The sequence below is a fragment of the Methylobacterium oxalidis genome (genome assembly GCF_007992195.1).
Lineage (GTDB): Bacteria > Pseudomonadota > Alphaproteobacteria > Rhizobiales > Beijerinckiaceae > Methylobacterium > Methylobacterium oxalidis.
Genome location: NZ_BJZU01000076.1, coordinates 14617 through 36812, shown reverse-complemented (window position 1 = coordinate 36812; position 22196 = coordinate 14617). Strand labels below are relative to the sequence as shown.

Below are 22196 nucleotides of genomic sequence, written 5' to 3'. Positions count from 1 at the left end.
GGTGAGGGGTGCGACTTTTCCGGACAACGCGCACCCCTCACCAAAACCCTCTCCCGAACGGGAGAGGGGGCCCGCGCCTCCCGCCCCTCCCGGTCGGAAGACGGGACCCGCGCCCGGTATCCAGGAGTCCTGACGCCATGGAAAAACTGAGCTTCCGGCACAAGACCCGGGCGCCGCTCGCGGGCGCCAAGCCGCTCGCCATCACCGGCGTCGTCGCCTCGGGCAACCTCGAGGTGCTGCTGGAGCGGACCCTGCCGCCCGACGCCTGCACCGTCGAGATCGAGACGCCGATCCACGGCTACGGCGACGTCTGGGAGGCGGTGGTGGCCGATTTCGTGGCCCGCGCCCAGCCCGGGGGCCTGAGGATCACGATCAACGACGGGGGCGCGCGCCCCGACACCGTGTCGCTGCGCCTCCTCCAGGGCGCCCGGCTGATGGAGGCCTGACGTGAGCGAGCGCATCACCGACCCCCGCGCCGCGAGCTGGTACGAGGCGAGCGCGCGGGCCCGCATCGACGGCCTGCTCGACCCGGGCAGCTTCGCCGAGATCCTCGGCCCCGAGCAGCGCCGGATGAGCCCGCACCTGCCGCTCTTCGACCTGCCCCGCGCCTTCGACGACGGCATGATCGTGGGCGCCGGCCGCCTCGACGGGAGGCCGGTCCTCGTCGCCGCGCAGGAGGGCCGCTTCATGGGCGGCGCCTTCGGCGAGGTGCACGGGGCCAAGCTCGTCGGGCTGCTCCGGGCCGCCCCGGCGCTGAAGCCCGCCGCCGTGCTCATCCTGTTCGACACCGGCGGCGTGCGCCTGCAGGAGGCCAATGCCGGCGAGACCGCCATCGCCGAGGTGATGCGGGCGATCGCGGAGGTGCGGGCGGCGGGCGTGCCCGTGGTCGGGCTGATCGGCGGCCGGGCCGGGGCCTACGGCGGCGGCGGCCTCATCGCCGGCACCTGCTCGCGGCTCGCGGTCTCGGAGGGCGGGCGTATCAGCGTCTCGGGCCCCGAGGTGATCGAGACCAACAAGGGCGCCGAGGAGTTCGACTCCCGCGACCGGGCGTTGGTCTGGCGCACCATGGGCGGCAAGCACCGCCGGCTGACGGGCGGCGCCGACGCCTTCGCCGACGACACGGTCGCGGCCTTCCGCGCGGCCGCGATCGACCTGATCGGCCGCGCCCCGGCCTTCGACCTCGTGACGCTCGAGGCCGAGCAGGCCCGGCTGGAACAGCGCCTCGACCGCTTCGGCGATTGCCGGGACGCGGCGGAGATCTGGGGCCGGCTCGGGGTCAACGACCCGGCCGCCGTGCCGGGCCTGACCGCGGCCGATTTCGACGCCCTGCTCGCGGGCCTCGCGGAGACGACCCATGACGCTCGCTGAGATCCTCGCCTCGCTGTTTCCCGAGGGCCACGACGTCGCGGTGACGGACGGGCTCGTGGCCGGGGACGGCCCCTTCTGGGGCGGCCGGCTCGCGGTGATCGGCGTCGACGGCAACACGGCGCTCGGCGTCGAGGGCGCCTGCCGCCTCGCGGGCTGCGTTCTCGACGTGGTGCGCCGGGGCGGCGGCACGCCGATCCTCGTCGTGGTCGATTCCGACAGCCAGCGCATGAGCCGGCGCGACGAGCTCCTCGGCCTCAACGAGTACCTCGCCCACCTCGCCAAGTGCCTGCTGCTGGCCGACCGGGGCGGCCACCCGACCGTCGGGCTCGTCTACGGCCACACCGCGGCCGGCGCCTTCATCGCGACGGCGCTGGCGACCCGCGCGCTGGCGGGCCTGCCCGGCGCCAACCCGAGCGTGATGGACCTGCCCTCGGTGGCCCGCGTCACCAAGCTCCCCCTCGACCGGCTGGAGGCGATGGCCAAGGACACGCCGGTCTTCGCGCCCGGCCTCGACAACATGGTCCGCACCGGCGCCGTCCACGCCGTGCTCGACCCCGCCCAGCCCCTCGGGCCCCAGGTCGCCGCGCTGATCGACGGGCTGCCGGCCGCCGACACCCGCGACGCGCTCGGCGCCGAGCGCGGCGGCCGCCCGGTGGCGCAGGCGATCGCCGCGGAGGTGGCGCGGGGCGCCCGCCTTGGCTGACGCCCTCCGGCTTCAAGAGGTCCGGCGGCAAGAGCTCAGGCGGCGAGAGCTCCACGTCGAAGAGCTCCGACGCCACGACCTCTTGGACGTGGAGCCCGCCGCCTGGGAGGCGGCGCTCGCCGCCCGGCCCGACCTCGCTTGCGTGCCCCAGCTCGGCGCGTGGGCGGGGCGCGGCTTCCCGGTCATCGTGCGCCGCCGCCACCCCGGCGAGGATGCGGGGACCGTGCCGGCCGGCCTGCCCCTGCCGCCCCGGGACGGCAAGCGCCGCATCGGCCTCGCCCTGCCCCCGGGGGCGGTGCGCCCCCGCGCGCCGGTGACGCTCGCGGAGGGCGCCGCCGCGGCGCCGGAGGCGTGGCGGCCGGCGCTCGACGCGCTTCTCGCGCTCGGGGTCCGCCACGGCCTCGCCCCGCGCCTGTTCGGCGGCCTGCTCTGGCAGGCGCTGACCGGGCTGCCCTACCTCTCGGCCGGCTCCGACCTCGACCTGCTCTGGCCCGTCGCCGGCCCGGTGCCGCCGGACCTCCTCGGCGGCCTCGCCGCGATCGAGGCCGGGGCGCCGATGCGCCTCGACGGCGAGATCCTGCTGCCCGACGGCAGCGGCGTGAACTGGCGCGAGCTGACGGCGGCGGAACCCGGCGGCACCGTGCTGGCCAAGCGCCTCGACGGCGTGGACCTGCGCCCCGCCCGCACCCTGCTGGCGGGCGCGCCGTGAGCGCGCCGGCGCTGCGCCCCGCGGCCCGCCCGGCGACCGACCCGGCGGAGGACATCGCCCGCCGCGCCGTCGCCGCCCTGCGCCTCGAACTCGAAACCTACCCGAAGCCCGGCCTCGTCAGCCACGTCGACAGCGGCAGCCACGCCGACATGGACGCGGGCAGCTTCCGGGCGAGCGCCGCCGCCCTCGAGCCCTTCTTCGCCGACCTCGCCCGGGCCGGCGCCGCGGGCGAGCCGATGGCGGCGCTCCGCCGCGTCGGCATCGCCGCCGAGGCGGCCATGCGGGCGGCGACCGGCGGCGTGAACACCCATCGGGGCGCCATCTTCGGCCTCGGCCTCCTCTGCGCCGCGGCCGGGGCGGAGGGGCCCGGCGCGGCGCCCGGCCGGCTCGGCGCGCTCGTGCGGGCGCGCTACGCGCACGGCATCCTCGACGGGCCGGAACTCCTCCGCGCCCCCGGCGCGCGGGCGCGGCGGCGGCACGGGGTCGGGGGCGCGCCGGCCGAGGCGGCGGCGGGCTTCCCGACGCTCTACGGAATCGGCCTGCCGGCCCTGCGCCGGGGCCGGCGCCTGCGGCCGGGCGAGCCGGAGGCGGCCCGCGTCGAGGCCTGCCTCGCGCTGATCGCGCATCTCGAGGACACGAACCTCCTGCACCGGGGCGGGGCGGAGGGCTACGCCTTCGCCCGCGCGGCGGCGGCCCGCCTCGTCGCGGAGGGCGGGGTCGGGCTGCCCGACTGGCGGGAGCGCGCGACCGGCCTGCACGGCGCCTTCGTCGCCCGCAACCTCAGCCCGGGCGGCGCGGCCGACCTCCTCGCCATGACGCTGTTCGTCGACGCCGTCGAGGGAGCGGCGGCGTGAGCCTCGCCGTCCTGCTCTCCGGCCAGGGCGGCCAGCACCCCGGCATGTTCGACCTGACCGCCGACCTGCCGGAGGCGCAGCCCGTCTTCGCCGCGGCCGCCTCCCTCCTCGGCGCGGACCCGCGCGCGCTGGCGCGGGCCGGGGGTCCCCGGCTCCACGAGAACCGCGCCGGGCAGATCCTCGTCTGCACCGCGGCGCTCAGCGCCTGGCCGCTGGTGCGGGCGGCCGCGCCGGCCCGGGTGATCGTGGCGGGCTACAGCATCGGCGACCTCGCCGCCTGGGGTTGCGCGGGCCGGCTCGCGCCGGAGACGGTGCTGCGGCTCGCGGGCGCGCGGGCCGAGGCGATGGACGCCGCGGCCGCCCCCGGCCAGGGCCTCGCCGGCATCCGCGGCCTGCCGCAGGCCTGGGTCGCCGCGATGGCCGGGCCCCGCGCCTGCCATCTCGCCATCCTGAACGGGCCGGACAGCGTGGTGGTCGGCGGGCCGGCGGCGGCCCTCGACGCCCTCTGCGCCGAGGCGCTGGCGGCGGGCGCGCAGCGCGCCGTCGTCCTGCCCGTGCACACGCCCTCGCACACGCCGATCCTCGCCGCGGCGACGGCGGCGTTCCGGGCGGCGCTGCGCGAGGCCCCCGCGGCGGCGCCCCCGCCCGGCGCCCCCCGCCTCCTCAGCGGGCTCGACGGCATGCCGGTGTTCCGGGCGGAGGCCGGCCTGGAGAAGCTCGCGCTGCAGATCTCCCGCACGATCGACTGGTCCGCCTGCCTGGACGCGGCCCGGGAATACGGCGCGACGCGCGTCCTCGAACTCGGCCCCGGCCACGCGCTCACGACCATGGCCCGCGCCGCGCTGCCGGACGCGCAGGTCCACGCGCTGGAGGATTTTCGCTCGGCCGCGGGTGTGGGGGTGTGGCTGCGGGCTTGAGGCCGCCGCCCTGGCGCTCTGGGCCTACGGGCGGATACCGGGCCTCGGGTTGGGATACCATTCTTCGGCGCAACTTCGGCGCGTCGCGTCCCGACTACGCGGGACGTACGAGGAAAGGAGGGCCGTGACCATGGCGGAGAGGGACGACGATGTTCATGTGAGCTGCGGCAACGTCTTCGCCGACCTCGGCTTGCCCGATGCCGAGGAACTGCTGCTCAAGGCCCAGCTGACGGCCGAGCTGCGCCGCCTGATCGAGAGTCGGACACTGACCCAGACCGCCGCCGCGAAGGTGCTGGGCATCGGTCAGGCCGATCTCTCCAAGCTGCTCCGCGGCAGCCTGCGCGGGTACTCGGTGGAGCGCCTGATGGGCTTTCTGACGGCATTCGACCGGGACGTGGAGATCACCATGCGCCCGCACCCCAAGGCGGGCGAGCGCGGCAGGATCTCCGTCACGCTGGCCACGGCCTGAGCCGCTGAGGTTCCCCGACCTTCGAACGTGAGCGCCCCCGTTCGGGGCGCCCTCGCGCGGGGGCATGGCGACCGGCTCGCCCTCCGGGCCGGCCCGGCGGCTGAACGGGAGACCCGGGCCGTCAGGCGGCCGCCCCCCTCAGGAGTGCAGCGCGCCGTCGTCCTCCTCGCCCTCGTCCTCGTCGATGTCGAGGAGGAACACGATGTCGGCCTCGTCCTCGTCGTCCTCCGTCGTGGCGTGGCGCGGGTCGGACTCGAAATCCGCGTCCGAATCGTCCTCGGCGAGCGCGTCCTCGAAGATCTCGACCTCGTCCTCGGTGGCCGGGCGCACCTTCAGCTCGGAGGTGCCGTTCCAGAGCGGGCGGCCCTCGCTCGTCATCGCCTGGATGTCTTCCTTGAAGCCGTCGCAGGTGAAGAGATCACGCGCCACCTCCTCGGTGCCATTGATGACCGCCACCGCTTTTCCGTCGATCTCAAGGGTGAACATGGGGCGACTCCCTGTCTGCCGAGGCGCCCGTGTACGAGGGATGCCGCGCCGCGCCAAGCCGTCCCGGCGTCGCGTCTTCGGTCGGGTGCCTCAGGCGCCCCCGCCCGCCCGCGCCACCGCGCGCTTGACGACGCCCTGCACCTCCGGGTTCGACAGGAACAGGTCGTGGTTGATCAGGCCGCCGCCGTAGTCGGAGGCGTCCGCCACCCGCACGCCGAGCGCCTCCAGCCGCTCCCGGTCGGCGGCACCCGCCCGCACCACGCCGCCCGCGATGGTGCTCGACAGGCTGAGCGCCCGGTCGTTCGTGGAGGAGATCACGGTGATCTTGTTCACGTCGGGCCCCAGCCGCTCGACGCCCTTGGTGAACAGGTCGATGTCGATGTCCGGGGCGGCGAGCACCACGGCGCCGATGCGGGCCATCGCCGCCTCGCCGGCCTCGGCGCGCAGCATCCGCAGGGTCTCCAGCGTCAGGAGCGTGCCCATCGAGTGGGCGACGAGATTGATGCGGCCGCCGCTCGGCGAGGCCACCAGCGCCTTGAGCAGGTCCTCGAAGGCGTCGCGGGACCAGAGCGCGCTCTCGCGGTCGTAGCCGTAATCGAAGGTCGCGGCCGCGGACGGCCAGGTGAACAGGCCGGAGACGCCGCGGAAGCGGATGCCGTCCGACAGGCGGGCCGCGCTGACGGCGGCCGATTCGAACGATTCGCGGTAGCCGTGGACGTAGATGAGCACGTCGCGCCCGAGCGCCGCCTGCGCGAAGGCGTCCGCGGCGGCCCCGCCCGTCTCGACCTTCGGCACGGCGCCGATCGTCCAGTCGCCGGTGACGACGGAGGAGACCTTGCCGATCAGCGAGCGGTCCGGCGGCGACAGGCGCACCTCGGCGAAGCTGAGGCCCCGCCCGCGCTCCGAGCTGAAATACGGCGCCTTCGGCGGGCTGCCCACCGGCTTGCGGGTGGTGGCCACGAGGAGCACCGGCATCACGTCGAGGGCGGATTGCCGCTCCGGCGTGACGACGGCGCCGGTCACGAGCCCGTCGGCGACGCAGGCCCCGAGGCCGGGCGCCATCGCCGTGGCGCCGAGGAGGGCGCCGAGGCGGACGATGCTGCGTCGGGTCGGCCGGTCTGTCTCACGCATCATGGTCGTCGCGGGTCCCGCTTCCTGGGCCGGGTCCCGCGAGGGAGCCCGGGCCGGTCTCCCTAGCCCCTGGCGCACAATCTTGGCCATGACAGGGCACGGGCGCGGCGGAGGCCGATGTGGATTGCGGGCGGGGCGCGGGGTGTGGCGCCCGCGGCACAGCGGGCCGGCTCGCCTCCTGGTTGCTTGCCGCCCTCGGGGGCGACCCGCATCATCGCGCCCGTTCAGCCGAACCTTTCCGATCCGCGACGGTCTGCGGGCAGGCAGATCTGCGGCGTGCCGGCCCGGCGCCGCCGTTCGAGTGGGCCTGATCGGGAAGGAGGTGAGAGGATGTGATCGGATTTCCGATCGTCACCATCACGGTGACGAGAAACGCCAGCGCGTGGTCGCTGACCATCACGCTGGCGCTGATCTGATGACACCATCATCCATCAGCTGAGCACGGACGTCGCGGGGCTGCCACCCTGCGGCGTCCACCCATGCCCAACCGGCGGGGAAGATAATCCGAAAACCCCGCCGTTTCAATTTCGCGCCCGCCCCTCGACGAACGGCCGCGCTCCCGGCATGTAGGGCGCATGGCCCCTCCGCCCCTCGACATCGACCGGATCCGCGAGCGCCTGCTCGCGGGCGACCGCGCCGCGCTGGCGCGCGCCATCACGCTCGCCGAATCGCGGCGCGCCGACCACCGGGCGGCGGCCCGCGACCTCATCGACGCGGTGCTGCCCCACACCGGCAGCGCGGTCCGCGTCGGCATCACCGGCGTGCCCGGCGTCGGCAAGTCGACGACGATCGACGCGCTCGGCGCCAACCTGACGGGGGCCGGCCACAAGGTGGCGGTGCTCGCGGTCGACCCCTCCTCGACGCGCACCGGCGGCTCCATCCTCGGCGACAAGACCCGGATGGCGCGGCTCGCCGTCGATCCCAACGCCTTCATCCGGCCCTCGCCCTCCTCGGGCACGCTCGGGGGCGTGGCGGCCAAGACCCGCGAGACCATGCTTCTCTGCGAGGCGGCGGGCTTCGACGTCATCCTCGTCGAGACGGTGGGCGTCGGCCAGAGCGAGACGGCGGTGGCCGACCTCACCGATTTCTTCCTCGTCCTGATGCTGCCGGGGGCGGGCGACGAGCTGCAGGGCATCAAGAAGGGCATCCTCGAACTCGCCGACATGATCGCGGTCAACAAGGCCGACGACGGCGAGGGCGAGCGCCGGGCGAACGCGGCGGCCTCCGAGTACCGGGCGGCGCTCCACATCATGACGCCGGCCTCGGCCACCTGGACGCCGCCGGTGGTGACGATCTCGGGCCTCAACAACAGGCGCCTCGACACGCTCTGGGAGAAGATCGTCGACCATCGCGAGAAGCTCACCGCCACCGGCGAGATCGCCCGGCGCCGCCGCGAGCAGGACGTGAAGTGGATGTGGGCCCTCGTGCACGAGCGCCTGCACCAGCGCCTCGTCGGCTCGGCCGAGATCCGCAAGGCCACCGCCCAGGCGGAGGCGGACGTGGCGCGCGGCACCCACTCCCCAGCCGCCGGCGCCGAGGCCATCGCCACCCTGATCGGGCTGTGACGGGCCCCCTCCTCGTCACCGGCTTCGGCCCCTTCCCGGGGATGCCCCGCAACCCGAGCGCGGCGCTCGCCCGCCGCCTCGGCGCCCTGCCGGCCCTCAGGCTCGGCCCCGGCGGGCCGCCGCGGGTGCTCGTCCTGCGCACCGCCTACGACGCCATCCCGGCCGCCCTGGAACCCGCCCTCGCGGACGGGCCCGGCGCCGTGCTGATGTTCGGCGTGTCGGCCCGCGCCCGCCGGCTGCGGGTCGAGATCCGCGCCCGCAACCGCGCGAGTCGGCTCTTCCCGGACGAAGCGGGCGCGCGGGCCGGCCGCCTCGCTCTCGACCCGGCGGGCCCCGCCGAGCGCCGGAGCCCGGCCGCCGCGGAGGCGCTGGCGGTCCTGCGCCGGCACGGCGTCCCGGCCTTGGCCTCGCGGGACGCCGGGCGCTACCTGTGCAACGCGAGCTACTACCGGGCGCTGGCCGAGCCCTGCCCCGTGCTCTTCGTCCACATCCCGCCGGGTCGACGCCCCCGGCCCGGCCCGCGCCCGGCGCCCGGCCCGCAGCGGAGCCTGCGGGCGCTCGCAGCGGTCGCGCGCCTGCTCGTCCGGCGGGCCCGCCGGGGCTTCTGAGGCGGGCGCGTCCTCACGGGCCGGTTCAAAAAACCGTACCGCGGCGGTGCACAAATCCCACCTCGGGCGTTTGCAAGTCCGACGGAGCCGGCGCCCCGCCCCCGCGGACGCACGGCGACCGAGAGAGGAGACCAGCCATGGTTGATACGGATCGCATCGTCGGGACCGCCAAGGAGGTCGGCGGCAAGGTGCAGGGTGCGGCGGGCGACTTCGCCGGCTCGTCCCGGGACTCGGTCGAGGGCCGCTTCCGGGAGGCGCAGGGGCGCGCGCAGGACGCCTACGGGCAGGCCAAGGACACCCTGCGCGACGTCGCCGACGACCTGACGGACTACGCGGGCGACGCCTACGAGCGCGGCGGCGCGTACCTGCGCGACGGCCGCCGGGTGGTGGGCGAGCGCGTCGAGGAGAGCCCGCTGATCGCGCTGCTCATCGCGGGCGCCGTGGGCTACGGCCTCGCCTTGCTGCTGCACGGCCGCCGCTGAGGGCAGGCCCGCCCCTCGATCCGCCCTCCGGCCCCGACGGCCGGAGGGCGACGCGGCCGCTCACTGCGCCGTCCAGCCGCCGTCGACGGAGAGGTTGGCACCCGTCATCTGCGTCGCGGCGTCCGAGCACAGGAACACCGCGATCGCCGCCACCTGATCGACGGTGACGAATTCCTTGGTCGGCTGCGCCTTGAGCAGGACCTCCTCGATCACCTGCTCCTTCGTCATGTTGCGGGCCTTCATCGTGTCCGGGATCTGGCTCTCGACCAGCGGCGTCCAGACGTAGCCCGGCGAGATGCAGTTCACCGTGACGCCGTGGGTCGCGAGTTCGAGCGCGACCGACTTCGTCATGCCGACAAGCCCGTGCTTGGCCGCCACGTAGGCCGACTTGAACGGCGAGGCGACGAGGGAGTGGGCGGAGGCGATGTTGACGATCCGCCCGAAGCCCCGCGCCTTCATGCCCGGCACCGCCGCGCGGATCGTGTGGAAGGCCGAGGACAGGTTGATGGCGAGGATCGCGTCCCACTTCTCGGGGGGAAACTCCTCGACCGGCGAGACGTACTGGATGCCGGCGTTGTTCACGAGCACGTCGAGGCGCCCGAACGCGCCCTCCGCCTCCGCCACCATCGCGGCGATCTCGGGCGGGCGCGTCATGTCGGCGCCCGAGTAGAGCGCGCGCACCCCGAACTCGGCCTCGATGCCGGCCCGCGTCGCCTCGATCTGGCCCGGGTCGCCGAGCCCGTTGATCATCACGTTCGCGCCCTCCCGGGCGAGGGCCTTGGCGATGGCGAGCCCGATCCCGCTGGTCGAGCCCGTGACAACGGCGGCCTTGGATTGGAGAATCATGCGGCTCCTCGCTGGCGGCCGGGGCGCGGAAGGCCGCGGCGTCGGGGGCCCCTTGTAGCGGGGCGGGCCGGGCGCGGTCACCCCAGGCGGGTCGCGGGGAGGCTGACGCTCGCGCGAACTTGTCGCCCGGCCGCCCGCGACGCGGGCCCTCGCGGCGGGTGGCGTTGACAGGGCAGCCCCGCTTCGCCAGTTTCCGCCCGCCCGGGGATTGGCCGTCCGCGGGGCCTCGAACGCGTCGCCGGCCTGCACGCCGCCGCATCGTCGCCATATCGGCCTGCCAAGGCCGGCCGCCGCCGCGCATGTCCGGGCGGCGGGCCGGTGCCCTCCCGAACCATTCCCAGACGGTGCGATGCGCTCCTATCTCGACTTCGAAAAGCCCGTGGCGGAGCTGGAGGCGAAAGTCGAGGAGCTCAAGGCGATGGGGGCCCGCGACGGCGCCGTCTCGATCAGCGAGGAGGTGGGCCGCCTGGAGACCAAGGCCGCCCAGGCGCTGGCCGAGATCTACGCGAACCTGACGCCCTGGCAGAAGACGCAGGTCGCCCGCCACCCGCAGCGGCCGCACTTCGTCGATTACTGCGCGGGCCTCATCACCGAGTTCACGCCGCTCGCCGGCGACCGCAGCTTCGGCGAGGACGAGGCCATCGTCGGCGGCTTCGGCCGCTTCCGCGGCCGGTCGGTCTGCATCCTCGGCCAGGAGAAGGGCTCGACCACCGAGACGCGCCTGCGCCACAATTTCGGGATGGCCAAGCCCGAGGGCTACCGCAAGGCCGTGCGCCTGATGGAGATGGCCGACCGCTTCGGCCTGCCCGTCCTCGCCTTCGTCGACACGGCGGGCGCCTTCCCGGGCATCGAGGCGGAGGAGCGCGGCCAGGCCGAGGCCATCGCGCGCTCGACGGAGGCCTGCCTCGCCCTCGGCGTGCCCAACATCGCCCTCGTGATCGGCGAGGGCGGCTCGGGGGGCGCCATCGCCATCGCCACGGCCAACCGCGTCCTCATGCTGGAACACGCGATCTACGGGGTGATCTCGCCGGAGGGCGCCGCCTCGATCCTGTGGCGCGACCAGGGACGGGCCCACGACGCGGCCACCGCCATGAAGATCACCGCCCAGGACCTGCTGCGCCTCGGCATCATCGACACGATCGTGCCCGAGGCGACGGGCGGGGCGCACCGCGACCGCGAGGCCGCGATCGCGGCGGCCGGCAGCGCGCTCGCCGCCGCCCTCGCCGAGTTCGACGGGATGGGCGCGGCCGAGATCCGCGACCGGCGCGCGGCGAAGTTCCTCGAGATCGGCCGCAAGCTGTGAGCCCGCCCGGGGACGGGCCGCTCGGCATCCGCCCTCTCGCCGCCGGCCTGCTGCGCTCGCTCCGGCGGGTGCGCCGTGACACCCGCGAGCCGGGCCTCGTGAACCACGTCTCGCTCGGCAGCCACTGCCACGCGGCGCAGGTGCTGAAGACGCTGGGTCTGCGCACCTGGTCCGGCCCGTTCGACTGGATCTTCACCACGCCCGGCATGGTCCGGGACTGCCTCGCGGACGATTTCGCCGCCCTGCTCGACCGCTCGCAGTACGAGACGATCCCCGTCGCCGAGCGCCTGCAGCCCAACATCCAGCGCTGTCGCCACCGCCTCTACCGCGAGCGCTACGCGCTGCCCTGCGTGTTCAACCACCACGACCCGGCCGAGAGCGAGGCGGACTACGCCTTCCTGAGCGCCGGCGTGCGGCGGCTGCGGGCCGCCCTCTCGATGGAGCAGGCATCTAACCATTTCTGGTTGATGACCGCCTACGACACGCCAGCCGAGACCGTGGAAGGAATCTGCGACGTTTTGGCACAGAGGGGGGCGCGAAACCGTCTGACCTTCCTGCACCTCGTGCCGGACCGGGAAAGCGCCCGGACCCTGCCTCAGCCCGCCGGACGGGACAACCTGCGCTGGCTCAGGGTCGAGCTGCCCTCGGCCTCGGTCGGACTGCGCTTCGCCCGCCCGCAGGACGACGCCTATCTCGCCGCTCTCGTCACCGCGGAAGTCGCTCTGTAACCGCTCTTCACAGGCGGGCGGGAGCGTGTCTTCGCGATCATTGCGGTAAGGGCCGGGTAAGTTTAACGAAGCTAATGGGTTGGGGAGTGGCGTCCGACGGGAGAACATCCCGCGGGCGGTGAATTCGAGGACCGGGGTTCCCCATGGCTGTGCGTCCGCTCGCGGCTGCGAGTCTCGTTGCGCTCGCGATCTCCCTCGGGGCTTGCCAGGACAGCACCTTCGGCGGCGGCGGCTCGACCCGCCATCTCACGCCCATCCCCCAGAAGACCCTCGCCCTGATGCAGACGAAGGGCATGTCGCAGGGCGACCCCATCCTGATCCGCGCCTACAAGAGGGAGGCGGAGATGGAGGTGTGGAAGCGCGGCTCGTCGGGCCAGTACGCGCTGCTCAAGACCTTCCCGATCTGCCGCTGGTCGGGCCAGCTCGGGCCCAAGACCAAGCAGGGCGACCGGCAGGCGCCGGAGGGGTTCTACACGATCACTCCGGGCCAGATGAACCCGAACTCGTCCTACTATCTCTCGTTCGACACCGGCTACCCGAATGCCTTCGACCGCGCGAACGGGCGCACGGGCAACTACATCATGGTGCACGGCACCTGCTCCTCGGCCGGATGCTTCGCCATGACCGACGAGTCGATGGCCGAGATCTACGCCATCGCGCGCGAGGCTTTCGCGGGCGGGCAGCGGGGCTTCCAGTTCCAGTCCTACCCGTTCCGGATGACGGCACAGAACTTCGCCAAGTTCCGCAACGACCCGAACGCGCCCTTCTGGAAGAACCTCAAGGAGGGCTCGGACCATTTCGAGGCCCTGAAGGAGGAGCCGCGGGTCGGCCTGTGCGGCAATCGCTACGTGTTCGGCGGGGCCGACGCGGCGGCCGGCTCCTGCAGCCCGAAGGTCGACACGCTGGTGGCCGAGAAGCGCGAGCGCGACAACCGCGAGATCGCCGAGCTCGTCGGCAAGGGCACGGCGGCGACGCGGGTCGTCTACGACGACGGGGGCCAGAACCCGGTCTTCCGCCAGCAGCAGCCGAGCGCCTTCGCGAGCCTGACGCACGCCGAGGAGGCGCTGCCCTACGCGCCGAAGGACTACGCCCGGCACAATCTGGGCGAGGTCAGCCGGCCGGAAACCCTGGCGGCGGGCCCGCGCGAGATCGAGGTGGACGCCAAGGGCCGCCCCCTGATGACGGCGAGCATCGAGGCGCCGATCCCGACGAAGGCCGCGGCCGCGGCGCTCGCCCGCAAGGACGAGCGCAAGGGCAATCGGCGGGAGGAGCCGAGCCTCGTGGCGCAGGCTGCGCCCGCCACCCCGGCGGCCGCGACGGCGCCGGAGGCGGCCAAGCCCGCGGCGCCGGCCCGCATCGCGGTGGCGGACGCGGACGGGGACATGTCCGCCTACCAGAAGGCGTTCGGCAACCTGTTCAACAAGGGCAACCCTACGCCCGCCACGCCCGCCGCCGACGCCGCGACGGTCCCGGCGGCCGCTGCCGTGGCCGCTCCCGAACCGTCGAAGACCGCCAGGACGGCGCCCGTCGCGAAGACGGCCCACGCCGTACCCGCGGCGCAGTCCCGCAAGGAGCCGGCAAAGCCCGCAAGGGCCGAGACCAGGCCGGACGCCAAGGCGGAGTCCAGGCCGGAGACCAGGACCGAGGCCAAGGTGCCCGCGAAGGCGCCCGAGAAGACCGCGGCGAAGAACTGAGCCGGCGCCCGTCGGAGAGGTCGCCCTCTCCGGCGCGGCATCCCGATCCCGGACATGAAAAAGGGGGCCCTTGCGGCCCCCTCTCGCGTCGTGCGTTCGCGCCCGCTCACATGCCGCGGCGCATGTCGCGGCGCATGTCGCGCCGCATCATCTCCCGGCGCATCATGCGGCGCTCCATGTGCCGGCGCATCATGCGGCGCTCCATCATCCGGCGCTCCATCGGCGTCATGTAGACCTGGGTGACGGCATCGGGGGCGGCGACGCCCATCGGCGCGCCCGGCGCTGCGGAGGCGGAGGTGGCGAAACCGGCCGTGGCGAGCGGGGCCAGGATGGCGAGGGCGTAGGTGAATTTCCTCACGAACGAGATTCCTTTTCTCTGATGGCCGCGTACGGCGCCCGGTCTATCCCCCGAGAACATCGGTTCCGGAGACGGGAAGGCGCGCGAGGGTCGCGCGGCGGGCCCCGGTGGAGGCCCGCCCGCTACAACCCCCGGATCAGAGATTCGTTTCTTCGAACGCCTTCACCCACTCGGCGCAGATGCCCGACCGGACGATGTCGTCGCGGGTGAACTCCACGACCGGGATCGGCATCATGCGGCTCTTCACGAGATGGATCACGGTGCGCAGGCCGCTCGTCTCGCGCAGGTCGGTCTGCGAGACGTCGCCGTTGATGATGACCTGGCAATCGTCGCCGATGCGGGTCAGGAACATCTTGATCTCGGCCGTCGTGGTGTTCTGCGCCTCGTCGAGGATCACGAGGCAGTTCTTGAAGGTGCGCCCGCGCATCACCTCGAAGGGCACGATCTCGATGTCGCCGGTCTTGAGCGCGATCTCGAAGGCGGCTTGGCCCATCCGCTCCTTCATGGCCTCGGTGAGGGGGGCGACCCAAGGGGCGATCTTCTCCTCGAGGGTGCCGGGGAAGAAGCCGAGCGAGCGGCCGGAGGGGACGTTCGGCCGCGTGATCACGACCTTGGCGATGCGGCGCTGGCGGAGCTGGTCGGCGGCGCGGGTGCCGGCGATGAAGGTCTTGCCGGTGCCGGCGGGTCCGAGGACGATGACTTGCGCGTGGGACGCGAGGGCTTCGAGGTACTGGCCTTGTCGTTCCGTCAGAGGTTGGATGGGGCTTAAGTGCCGCTCCTCGTCGAACCGGGTCCGATGCAACCGGACCGGGCGGTCTTCAACCAGTTCAAGTCGTGCGCGCCGTCTTTTCATCGATCAACACTCCACTTGGACTTGCCAACCTGGACTTGTCACTGCGCGTGCCAACGAAACCTGTATTGCCGAGCCTCTCCTGATGTTTGTGAGCCAATCGCAAGCGGGCGCGCAGGTTCCACCGCGCCGTGCATTGCCTGTGGAGAGCACCCGGGTCCGAGTGCACACGGCGCGAATATGCCGCATGCAACGCGCGCACCATGACCGCCCCGCCATGACGGCGGTGCGACAGCGACCCTCGCGCGTGTGACGAAAAAGGTACGGTCCGGACGGAGGGGAAGGCGGGTCAGGCGCCCGCGTGGCGCACGGCACAGTCGGGATGGCGCGGCATCCGGCACGACCTCAGCCCTTGCTCGCCGTTCTCGGCGATACCGGCCGGCCCTGCCGCCCCCTGAAGTCCGGGCTTGGCCGGCGGGACAGCGTTCAGCCCGGCTGGACGAAGCTGTCGAGGACCATCTTGCGGCCGGCCTTGTCGAAGTCAACGGTGAGCTTGTTGCCGTCGACCCCCGCCACGGTTCCGGGCCCGAACTTGGTGTGGAAGACCCGCGCGCCGGCCGCGTAGGCGGAGGGGGCGCCGGTCGATTTCGCCACGAGCTCGCCCTCGATCTGGCGCGGGCCGCCGCGCCCGCCGGGCGAGGCGCCGTGCGACTGGCCGAAGCCCCGGCCCGAGGCGGCGGTGTTGGCCTGCGCCCGCTGCCAGCCCGGCGTGCCGTAGGAGGAGCCGAACGGCGCCGGGTTGCGGTCGAAGCGCGAGGCGCCGGCCGAGAAATGGGCGGGCGCCTCGACCACGTCGACGCTGCCCGCCGGCAGCTCGTCGATGAAGCGGGACGGGATCGTCGAGGACCAGAGGCCGTGGATGCGCCGGTTGACGGCGAACGACAGCTTGGCGCGCTTGCGGGCCCGGGTCAGGCCGACATGGGCGAGGCGGCGCTCCTCCTCGAGCCCGGCGCGCCCGCTCTCGTCCAGCGCCCGCTGGTTCGGGAACAGGCCGTCCTCCCAGCCCGGCAGGAAGACGGTGTCGAACTCGAGACCCTTGGCGGCGTGGAGCGTCATCAGGCTCACGCGCTCGGCCCCTTCCGCCTCGCTCGCGTCCATGACGAGGGCGACGTGCTCCAGGAACCCCGCGAGGTCCGGGAACTCCTCCATGGAGCGCACGAACTCCTTCAGGTTCTCGAGCCGCCCGGCGGCGTCGGCCGAGCGGTCCTTCTGCCACATCTCGGTGTAGCCCGATTCCTCCAGGATGGTCTGCGCCACCTCGGAATGCGGCACCGTCTCGACGGCCCGCGCCCAGCGCGAGAAGCTCTCGGCGAGGGCGCGCAGGGTCGAGCGCACGCGCGGCTTGAGCTCGTCCGTCTCGATCAGCCGGCGGGCGGCGAGCAGCAGCGGCACCCGCTCGGCGCGGGCGTAGGTGTGGAGCTGCTGCAGCGTGGCGTCGCCGAGGCCGCGCTTGGGCGTGTTGATGATGCGCTCGAAGGCGAGGTCGTCGGCCGGGTTGGCGGTGGCGCGCAGGTAGGCCAGCGCGTCGCGGATCTCGGCCCGCTCGTAGAAGCGCGGACCGCCGATCACCCGGTAGGGCAGGCCGAGCTGGACGAATCGGTCCTCGATCTCGCGCATCTGCGCCGAGATCCGCACCAGCACCGCGATCTCGGAGAGGGGGTGCTTCTTCGCCTGCAGCGACTCGATCGATTCGGCGACGAGCCGCGCCTCCTCCTCGGAATCCCACGCGCCGGTGACCGTGACGCGCTCACCCGCCACGTCCTCGGTGCGCAGCGTCTTGCCGAGCCGCCCCTCGTTCTTCGCGATGAGCCCGGAGGCGGCCGCCAGGATGTGGCCCGTCGAGCGGTAGTTGCGTTCGAGCCGCACGACCGCCGCGCCCGGGAAATCGTGCTCGAAGCGCAGGATGTTGTCGACCTCGGCGCCGCGCCAGCCGTAGATCGACTGGTCGTCGTCGCCGACGCAGGCGACGTTGCGGTGTCCCTGCGCCAGGAGCCTGAGCCAGAGATACTGCGCGACGTTCGTGTCCTGGTACTCGTCGACGAGTATGTAGCGGAAGCGGTGCTGGTAATTCTCCAGCACGTCCGGGTTCTCGCGCCAGAGCTTCAGGCAGAGGAGCAGCAGGTCGCCGAAATCGACGGCGTTGAGCGTCGCGAGCCGCGCCTGGTAGGCCGTGTAGAGGGCGCCGCCCTTGCCGAAGGCGAAGGCGCCGGCCTCGCCCGGCGGCACCTGCTCGGGGGAGAGGCCGCGGTTCTTCCAGCCGTCGATGGCGTGGCCGAGGGCGCGGGCCGGCCAGCGCTTCTCGTCGATGTTCTGGTCGGCGATGACCTGCTTCATCAGGCGGAGCTGGTCGTCGGTGCCGAGGATCGTGAAGTCGGACTTGAGCCCGACGAGCTCGGCGTGGCGCCGCAGGATCTTGGTTCCGATGGCGTGGAAGGTGCCGAGCCAGGGCATGCCCTCGCCGGCCGGGCCGATCAGCGCGCCGATGCGCGCCTTCATCTCGCGGGCCGCCTTGTTGGTGAAGGTCACCGCCAGGATGTCGTAGGGCCGCGCCCTGCCGGTCGCGATCAGGTGGGCGATCCGGGTCGTCAGCACCCGCGTCTTGCCGGTGCCGGCGCCCGCGAGGACGAGCACGGGCCCGTCCGTCGTCTCGACGGCCCGGCGCTGCTCGGGGTTGAGCCCGTCGAGATAGGGCGCGCCGCCGGGCCTGAGGGCAGCCATGGCGCGGGCCGCGATCGAGGTGGTTTCGGGCGGCGGACCGGCCGTGGCCGCCGCATCGGACTGCTTCTGCATCGCCCCTCACTGGACCAAAACGCGAACGGCGTCGAGGGCGCCGCGGCCCTCGGCCCCCGGCTGCCGGAACTTGCGGGCGTGCTGACGCGTCCTCACATCAACCGCAAGACGTCATACGTCCCCGACAGCTCAGAGACAGACCGCCATGCGCGCCGCGCCCCTCGCCGTCCTCGCCCTCCTCGCCCTGCCGGCCGCAGCGCAGGCGCAGGGCCTGCCGAGCTCGAACCTCAACAGCATCAACAACTCGCTCTCCCAGCAGAGCCAGACCCGCCAGCTCCGCCAGCAGCAGCAGAGCGACACGGCCAACTCGCGCATGCAGATCCGGCGCAACGAGATGTCCCGGCAGAACCCGACCCCGGCCCCCGCCATCGTCGTGCCGAAGCGCTGATCCGGCGGCCCCGACCCGATTGGACGGGCGGCCCCGCTCCGCTACGCTATGTCCGGAGGGGGCACGGGGCGCGGCGGACCGGACGGTCGGGGCCGGCCGCCCTGGCGTGCACCTCGGGAACCCGCCGCCGGTGCGGGGCGTGAGGCGGAACGAGAACTTTGCGTGACATCCTGACCGCGCTCGCCGGCGCCGTCATCCTGATCCTCGTCGCGGCGCTCGCCGTCCCGCCCTTCGTCGACTGGCAGGGCCAGCGCGCCGCCGTCGACGGGGCCATAGCCCGCTCGCTCGGCCTGCCGGCCCGCAGCGAGGGACGCGTCGCGGTGCGCCTGCTGCCCTCGCCGCGCCTGCGGCTCGACCGGCTGCATCTCGGCGGCGATCCGGACAAGCCCGCCCTCGACGCCCGCTTCGTCAGCGCCGAGATCGCGCTGACCCCCCTCCTCAAGGGCGAGATCCGCTTCACGGAGACCGAGATCCGCCGCGCCGAGATCAAGCTCCCGGTCGGCGACGGCGACGCCCTCCTGGTGCCGGCGGATTTCGCCGAGGCCCTGCGCGCGCGCGACCTCGCCATCGAGGACCTGCGCGTCCGCCAGCTCCTCCTGACGACGGTCGTGCCGGCGACGGGGCGGACCGACCAGGTCCAGGCCGAATCGCTGAGCCTGCAGGCGCCCGCCCTCGTCGGGCCCTGGCGCGTCGAGGGCACGAGCGGCGGGGTGCCGTTCCGCCTCGTCACCGGCGAGCCGGCCGCGGACGGCAGCGTCGCCGTGAAGCTCTCGGGCGGCGGCGACGCGAACCCGCGCTTCGAGGCCGACATGCGCCTCGCCTTCGCGCCCGCGGGCCCGCCCGGCGCGGCGGGCGATGGGCCCCGCCCCCTGATCCCGGAGGCGGAGGGCTCCGCCCGCCTCGTGGTCGGGCCTCCGGCCCAGGTCGCCGGCGCCTACCTGCCCTTCAGCCTCGCCGGCAAGTTCTCGGCGCAGGGCCCGCGCGTGCGCTTCGAGGGCGTCAACGCCGAGATCGACCCGGGCGGCCAGGCGATCCGGCTCGCGGGCACGGGGCAGATCGACCTGCGGGCGTGGCGGGCCGGACTCTCCCTGGAGGCACGCCGGGTCGATCTCGACGCTTTCCTGATCTCGAGCGCCGGGCAGGCGCTCGTCGCCCGCGGCGTGCCGAAGGGCGGCACCGGGCTGCCCGTGATGGTGGATCTCGACCTCGGCATCGACAATCTCGCCCTCGGCCTCGACGAGTGGACCGGGATCCGCCTCGCCGGTACCCTCGACCGCACGGGCGGCCTGCTGCTGCGCCGCTTCCAGGCCACCGCCCCCGGGGCGGCCGCGCTGGCGGCGAGCGGCGAGATCGACACCGAGCCGAGCCCGCGCTTCAACGGCGAGGTCTCGCTGCGCACGGCCTCCTCGGACGGGCTCGGCCGCTACCTGCGCAAGCTCGGCCTCGGCGGACCCGTGATCGCGGTGATGGACGGTCGCCCGATCCAGGCCAGCGCAGACGTCTCGGCGGCCGCCCCCGACCTCTCCTTCCGCAATCTCCGGCTCGACCTCGGCGGCGCCCAGGTGACGGGCATCGCCCGCTACACCCGCCGGGACGCGGGCGGCCGCGGACGCTTCGACGCGCAGATCAAGGCGCGCGGCATCGACGTCGCGGGCCTGCCCTCGTTCACGGGCGTCCTCGCCGGCCTGCACGGCCACGATCTCGGCCTGACGGTGCAGGCCCGCGACGTGCGCTACGGCCCGGCCGGCGCGAACTCGGGCAACGGCACCATCGCGGCGAGCATCCAGTCGGACGGGACGAGCCTCGTCGTCGACAGCCTCGACGTGACCGACCTCGCGGGCGCCAACGCCAAGCTGTCGGGCCGCATCGCGCCGGACGGCTCGGGGCGCATCGCCGGGCGCGTCACCGCCCCGGTCGCCGCGCCGCTGCTCGCGCTCCTCGACCGGGTCTGGGTGGCCGAGTCGCGGCTGATCCCCGCCTTCCTGCGAACCGGCGCCCTCGATCTCGACATCACGGCCGAGCGGCAGGCGGGCGAGGCGGAGGCCCTGCGCACCGTCGCCAGGGGTCGGGCCGGCGGCGGCACCCTCGACGCCTCGCTCCTCAGCCGCGCCGGGCACGTCGAGAGCCTCGACGTCGCCCTCGGCACCCCGAAGGCCGGGCTCTGGTTCGGCCGCGAGGAGGCCGCGTCCCTCAACCGGCCGGCGAGCCTCGCCCTGACCGGGCGGCAGGTGGCCGGCGGCACCGATCTCGGCGTCGAGGCCAAGGGCGAGATCGCGGGCGTGAGCCTCGCGACGGCCCGGCCCGTGGTGCTCTCGGCCGAGGGCGGCCCGCCCTCCGGCGGCGAGGTCCGGCTCACGACGCCCGATCTCGGGCCCGTCCTTGCGCTCCTCGGCGCGGCCGCCCCGGCGCAGGCGTGGCCGGCCGACCTCACCCTCGGCCTGGAGCGCGCCGGGAGCGACGCGCGCATCGCCCTCTCCGGAGAGGTCGCGGGCCACGCGCTCAGCGCGAGCCTGACGCGGGCGCCGGAGGGCGACATCGGAGGGACGGCGAGCCTCGCCCGCCTCTCCGTGCCGGGGCTCGCGGCCCTGCTCGTCATGCCGCAGGCGGCGGACCCGGGCGGCGGCGCGGCCGAGGCCGAGGGCGGCTGGTCGACCCGGCCCTTCGCGGCTCCGCCGCCGGGTTCACCCAGGCTCGGTCTCGACCTGCGGGTCGAGGCCCTCGACCTCGGGCGGGGCCTCGTCGCGACGGGCGCCGCGCTCAAGCTCGGCCTCGACGGGGGCGCGCTGAGCCTGCGCGAGCTCACCGCCAAGCTCGCCGAGGGACAGCTCGCCGGCTCGGCCACCCTCTCGCGCCAGGGGCAGGCGGGCGCGATCTCGGGCGAGGGCAGCCTCGACGACGCCGCTCTGCGCGCCCTCGTCCGGGCGAGCGCCGTCGAGGGCCGCGCGGGCGGGACCTTCCGGTTCGGCACCAGCGGCGACAGCCCGGCCGCGCTCGTCGCCAACCTCTCCGGCAGCGGCGAGGTCCGGCTCGGCGCCCTCGCGATCCCGAACGCCGATCCCGCCGGTCTCGGGCGCGCGCTCGTCCGCGCGCTCGCGGAAGACGATCCCCTGCGCGAGGGCCGGCTGCAGGCTGTGGTGGCGGAGGAGCTCTCCGCCGGACCGGCCCGCGGCCGCGGCCCCGCCGCCGCGCCCGCGACGATCATCGGCGGCGTGCTGCGCGCCGGCCCCCTCGACCTCGATCTCGAGGCCGCCCGCTGGCGCGGCACGCTCGGCTTCGATTTCCGCACCGGCCGCCTGGACGCCCGCGGCTCGCTCACCGGCGGCGAGGCGCCGAAGGGCTGGAGCGGCGGCCCGCTCGCGGTCCAGTTCGGCCTCGCCGGGCCCCTCGCCACGCCCGAGCGCGTCCTCGACGTCGGCGGCCTCTCGAACGGCCTCGCCGCCGTGGTGCTGCAGCGGGAACTGGAGAAGATCGAGCTCCTCGAGGCCGATCAGGTCGAGCGGCAGCGCCGTCGCGCCCGCCTCGAGATGGACCGGGCCCGTGCAGCCGCGCTCAAGGCGGCCGCGGACCGGGCCGCGGCGGAGAAGGCGGCCGCCGAGAAGGCCGCGGCCGAGGAGGCGACGCGGCAGGCGCGGGCCCGCGCCCAGCAGGCCGCCGCGGAGGAGGCCGCCCGCCAGGCCCGCGCCCGCGACGCGGAGGAGGCCGCCCGCCGCGCCCGCAGCGACGCGGAAGGGGCGAGCCCGCCCTCCGAGTCCCCCCTCGACATCCGCCCGCCAGCGGCGCAGCCGTGAGGCTGCGCGAGGCGGGGCTCTCCCGCGAGAGCCCGTACCGAGCCCTGTCGGAGGAGGGGAAGCCGAGACTCGACACGGCGCTGCGCGTTCCGAAGGCGCTGAACGTCCGCCTCACGGCCACCGCCGCGCCGGCTGCCCGGGAGGTCTAAGGCCCGCCGG

General features: G+C 74.3%; 21 protein-coding genes and 1 pseudogene. 16 read left to right on the top strand and 6 right to left on the bottom strand.

Annotated elements, in window-relative coordinates:
* Window positions 1-137: 137 nt before the first annotated feature.
* From mdcC to MOX02_RS18575, 7 genes and pseudogenes are all read left to right on the top strand, one after another.
* Entirely contained in the window at window positions 138-446 is a 309-nt protein-coding gene (gene mdcC, locus MOX02_RS18605) for a malonate decarboxylase acyl carrier protein (protein WP_147027289.1), read from the top strand.
* A gap of 1 nt (window position 447) precedes the next feature.
* Window positions 448-1368, top strand: a complete 921-nt coding sequence (locus MOX02_RS18600) for a biotin-independent malonate decarboxylase subunit beta (RefSeq protein WP_147027288.1) — start codon at window positions 448-450, stop codon at window positions 1366-1368.
* A complete protein-coding gene (gene mdcE, locus MOX02_RS18595) occupies window positions 1355-2071 on the top strand; it encodes a biotin-independent malonate decarboxylase subunit gamma (RefSeq protein WP_147027287.1) in 717 nt (238 codons plus the stop codon). Before MOX02_RS18600 ends, mdcE begins: the two co-directional genes overlap by 14 nt.
* Window positions 2072-2129: 58 nt before the next feature.
* A pseudogene (gene mdcG / locus MOX02_RS18590) lies at window positions 2130-2780 on the top strand (malonate decarboxylase holo-[acyl-carrier-protein] synthase); the annotation flags it as partial.
* Window positions 2777-3634, top strand: coding sequence for a triphosphoribosyl-dephospho-CoA synthase MdcB (gene mdcB, locus MOX02_RS18585; protein WP_147027285.1), 858 nt, complete (start codon window positions 2777-2779; stop codon window positions 3632-3634). The pseudogene mdcG and the gene mdcB, both read left to right, overlap by 4 nt.
* A complete protein-coding gene (locus MOX02_RS18580) occupies window positions 3631-4551 on the top strand; it encodes an acyltransferase domain-containing protein (RefSeq protein WP_147027284.1) in 921 nt (306 codons plus the stop codon). The genes mdcB and MOX02_RS18580 overlap by 4 nt, the downstream gene beginning before the upstream one ends.
* 130 nt (window positions 4552-4681) lie before the next feature.
* Entirely contained in the window at window positions 4682-5020 is a 339-nt protein-coding gene (locus tag MOX02_RS18575) for a helix-turn-helix domain-containing protein (protein WP_147027283.1), read from the top strand.
* A 138-nt stretch (window positions 5021-5158) separates the two neighbouring features.
* Here the strand turns inward: MOX02_RS18575 and MOX02_RS18570 are convergent, their stop codons facing one another.
* Window positions 5159-5506 carry a hypothetical protein gene (locus MOX02_RS18570; protein WP_147027282.1) on the bottom strand — a complete coding sequence of 116 codons (348 nt, stop codon included), beginning with the start codon at window positions 5504-5506 and terminating at the stop codon, window positions 5159-5161.
* 90 nt (window positions 5507-5596) lie between these two features.
* The gene (locus MOX02_RS18565) at window positions 5597-6640 is read right to left on the bottom strand and encodes an alpha/beta hydrolase (RefSeq protein WP_373866765.1); all 1044 of its coding nucleotides are present in this window, start codon (window positions 6638-6640) and stop codon (window positions 5597-5599) included.
* Between the two features lie 572 nt (window positions 6641-7212).
* Here MOX02_RS18565 and meaB point away from each other — a divergent pair.
* From meaB to MOX02_RS18550, 3 genes are all read left to right on the top strand, one after another.
* A complete protein-coding gene (gene meaB / locus MOX02_RS18560; protein ID WP_147027281.1) occupies window positions 7213-8202 on the top strand; it encodes a methylmalonyl Co-A mutase-associated GTPase MeaB in 990 nt (329 codons plus the stop codon).
* Window positions 8199-8810, top strand: a complete 612-nt coding sequence (locus MOX02_RS18555; RefSeq protein ID WP_280525334.1) for a pyroglutamyl-peptidase I — start codon at window positions 8199-8201, stop codon at window positions 8808-8810. The genes meaB and MOX02_RS18555 overlap by 4 nt, the downstream gene beginning before the upstream one ends.
* Window positions 8811-8947: 137 nt before the next feature.
* Window positions 8948-9292 (top strand): CsbD family protein, encoded by a 345-nt coding sequence (locus tag MOX02_RS18550; RefSeq protein ID WP_147027280.1) that lies wholly within the window; start codon window positions 8948-8950, stop codon window positions 9290-9292.
* A gap of 60 nt (window positions 9293-9352) precedes the next feature.
* Here MOX02_RS18550 and MOX02_RS18545 read toward each other — a convergent pair whose 3' ends face one another.
* Entirely contained in the window at window positions 9353-10138 is a 786-nt protein-coding gene (locus tag MOX02_RS18545) for a 3-hydroxybutyrate dehydrogenase (protein WP_147027279.1), read from the bottom strand.
* Between the two features lie 349 nt (window positions 10139-10487).
* Between MOX02_RS18545 and MOX02_RS18540 the strand changes: the two genes are divergently transcribed.
* From MOX02_RS18540 to MOX02_RS18530, 3 genes are all read left to right on the top strand, one after another.
* The gene (locus MOX02_RS18540; protein ID WP_147027278.1) at window positions 10488-11441 is read left to right on the top strand and encodes an acetyl-CoA carboxylase carboxyltransferase subunit alpha; all 954 of its coding nucleotides are present in this window, start codon (window positions 10488-10490) and stop codon (window positions 11439-11441) included.
* A complete protein-coding gene (locus MOX02_RS18535; protein WP_238179198.1) occupies window positions 11438-12169 on the top strand; it encodes a DUF1796 family putative cysteine peptidase in 732 nt (243 codons plus the stop codon). Before MOX02_RS18540 ends, MOX02_RS18535 begins: the two co-directional genes overlap by 4 nt.
* A 143-nt stretch (window positions 12170-12312) precedes the next feature.
* Entirely contained in the window at window positions 12313-13863 is a 1551-nt protein-coding gene (locus MOX02_RS18530; RefSeq protein WP_147027277.1) for a L,D-transpeptidase family protein, read from the top strand.
* A gap of 106 nt (window positions 13864-13969) precedes the next feature.
* Here the strand turns inward: MOX02_RS18530 and MOX02_RS18525 are convergent, their stop codons facing one another.
* From MOX02_RS18525 to MOX02_RS18515, 3 genes are all read right to left on the bottom strand, one after another.
* Window positions 13970-14221 (bottom strand): hypothetical protein, encoded by a 252-nt coding sequence (locus MOX02_RS18525; RefSeq protein ID WP_147027276.1) that lies wholly within the window; start codon window positions 14219-14221, stop codon window positions 13970-13972.
* 136 nt (window positions 14222-14357) lie between these two features.
* Window positions 14358-15074, bottom strand: a complete 717-nt coding sequence (locus MOX02_RS18520; protein ID WP_147027275.1) for a PhoH family protein — start codon at window positions 15072-15074, stop codon at window positions 14358-14360.
* A 423-nt stretch (window positions 15075-15497) separates the two neighbouring features.
* Complete coding sequence (locus tag MOX02_RS18515) at window positions 15498-17861, bottom strand: ATP-dependent helicase (RefSeq protein WP_147027274.1); 2364 nt, start codon at window positions 17859-17861, stop codon at window positions 15498-15500.
* Between the two features lie 145 nt (window positions 17862-18006).
* Here MOX02_RS18515 and MOX02_RS18510 point away from each other — a divergent pair, with 145 nt between their 5' ends.
* The 3 genes from MOX02_RS18510 to MOX02_RS31355 all read left to right on the top strand — a co-directional run bounded on the left by MOX02_RS18510 (window position 18007) and on the right by MOX02_RS31355 (window position 22186).
* The gene (locus MOX02_RS18510; RefSeq protein WP_147027273.1) at window positions 18007-18249 is read left to right on the top strand and encodes a hypothetical protein; all 243 of its coding nucleotides are present in this window, start codon (window positions 18007-18009) and stop codon (window positions 18247-18249) included.
* Between the two features lie 158 nt (window positions 18250-18407).
* Window positions 18408-22037: an AsmA family protein gene (locus tag MOX02_RS18505; RefSeq protein WP_147027272.1), complete on the top strand. Its 3630-nt coding sequence runs from the start codon at window positions 18408-18410 to the stop codon at window positions 22035-22037.
* Window positions 22034-22186, top strand: coding sequence for a helix-turn-helix domain-containing protein (locus MOX02_RS31355; RefSeq protein WP_170267921.1), 153 nt, complete (start codon window positions 22034-22036; stop codon window positions 22184-22186). Before MOX02_RS18505 ends, MOX02_RS31355 begins: the two co-directional genes overlap by 4 nt.
* Window positions 22187-22196 lie beyond the last annotated feature (10 nt).

Coding starts and splice junctions, on each gene's coding strand:
- MOX02_RS18545 (WP_147027279.1), bottom strand. CDS start 10,138: ATGATTCTCCAATCCAAGGCCGCCGTTGTCACGGGCTCGACCAGCGGG.
- MOX02_RS18570 (WP_147027282.1), bottom strand. CDS start 5,506: ATGTTCACCCTTGAGATCGACGGAAAAGCGGTGGCGGTCATCAATGGC.
- MOX02_RS18550 (WP_147027280.1), top strand. CDS start 8,948: ATGGTTGATACGGATCGCATCGTCGGGACCGCCAAGGAGGTCGGCGGC.
- MOX02_RS18565 (WP_373866765.1), bottom strand. CDS start 6,640: ATGATGCGTGAGACAGACCGGCCGACCCGACGCAGCATCGTCCGCCTC.
- MOX02_RS18510 (WP_147027273.1), top strand. CDS start 18,007: ATGCGCGCCGCGCCCCTCGCCGTCCTCGCCCTCCTCGCCCTGCCGGCC.
- MOX02_RS18530 (WP_147027277.1), top strand. CDS start 12,313: ATGGCTGTGCGTCCGCTCGCGGCTGCGAGTCTCGTTGCGCTCGCGATC.
- MOX02_RS18515 (WP_147027274.1), bottom strand. CDS start 17,861: ATGCAGAAGCAGTCCGATGCGGCGGCCACGGCCGGTCCGCCGCCCGAA.
- MOX02_RS18540 (WP_147027278.1), top strand. CDS start 10,488: ATGCGCTCCTATCTCGACTTCGAAAAGCCCGTGGCGGAGCTGGAGGCG.
- MOX02_RS18575 (WP_147027283.1), top strand. CDS start 4,682: ATGGCGGAGAGGGACGACGATGTTCATGTGAGCTGCGGCAACGTCTTC.
- mdcE (WP_147027287.1), top strand. CDS start 1,355: ATGACGCTCGCTGAGATCCTCGCCTCGCTGTTTCCCGAGGGCCACGAC.
- meaB (WP_147027281.1), top strand. CDS start 7,213: ATGGCCCCTCCGCCCCTCGACATCGACCGGATCCGCGAGCGCCTGCTC.
- mdcC (WP_147027289.1), top strand. CDS start 138: ATGGAAAAACTGAGCTTCCGGCACAAGACCCGGGCGCCGCTCGCGGGC.
- MOX02_RS18520 (WP_147027275.1), bottom strand. CDS start 15,074: ATGAAAAGACGGCGCGCACGACTTGAACTGGTTGAAGACCGCCCGGTC.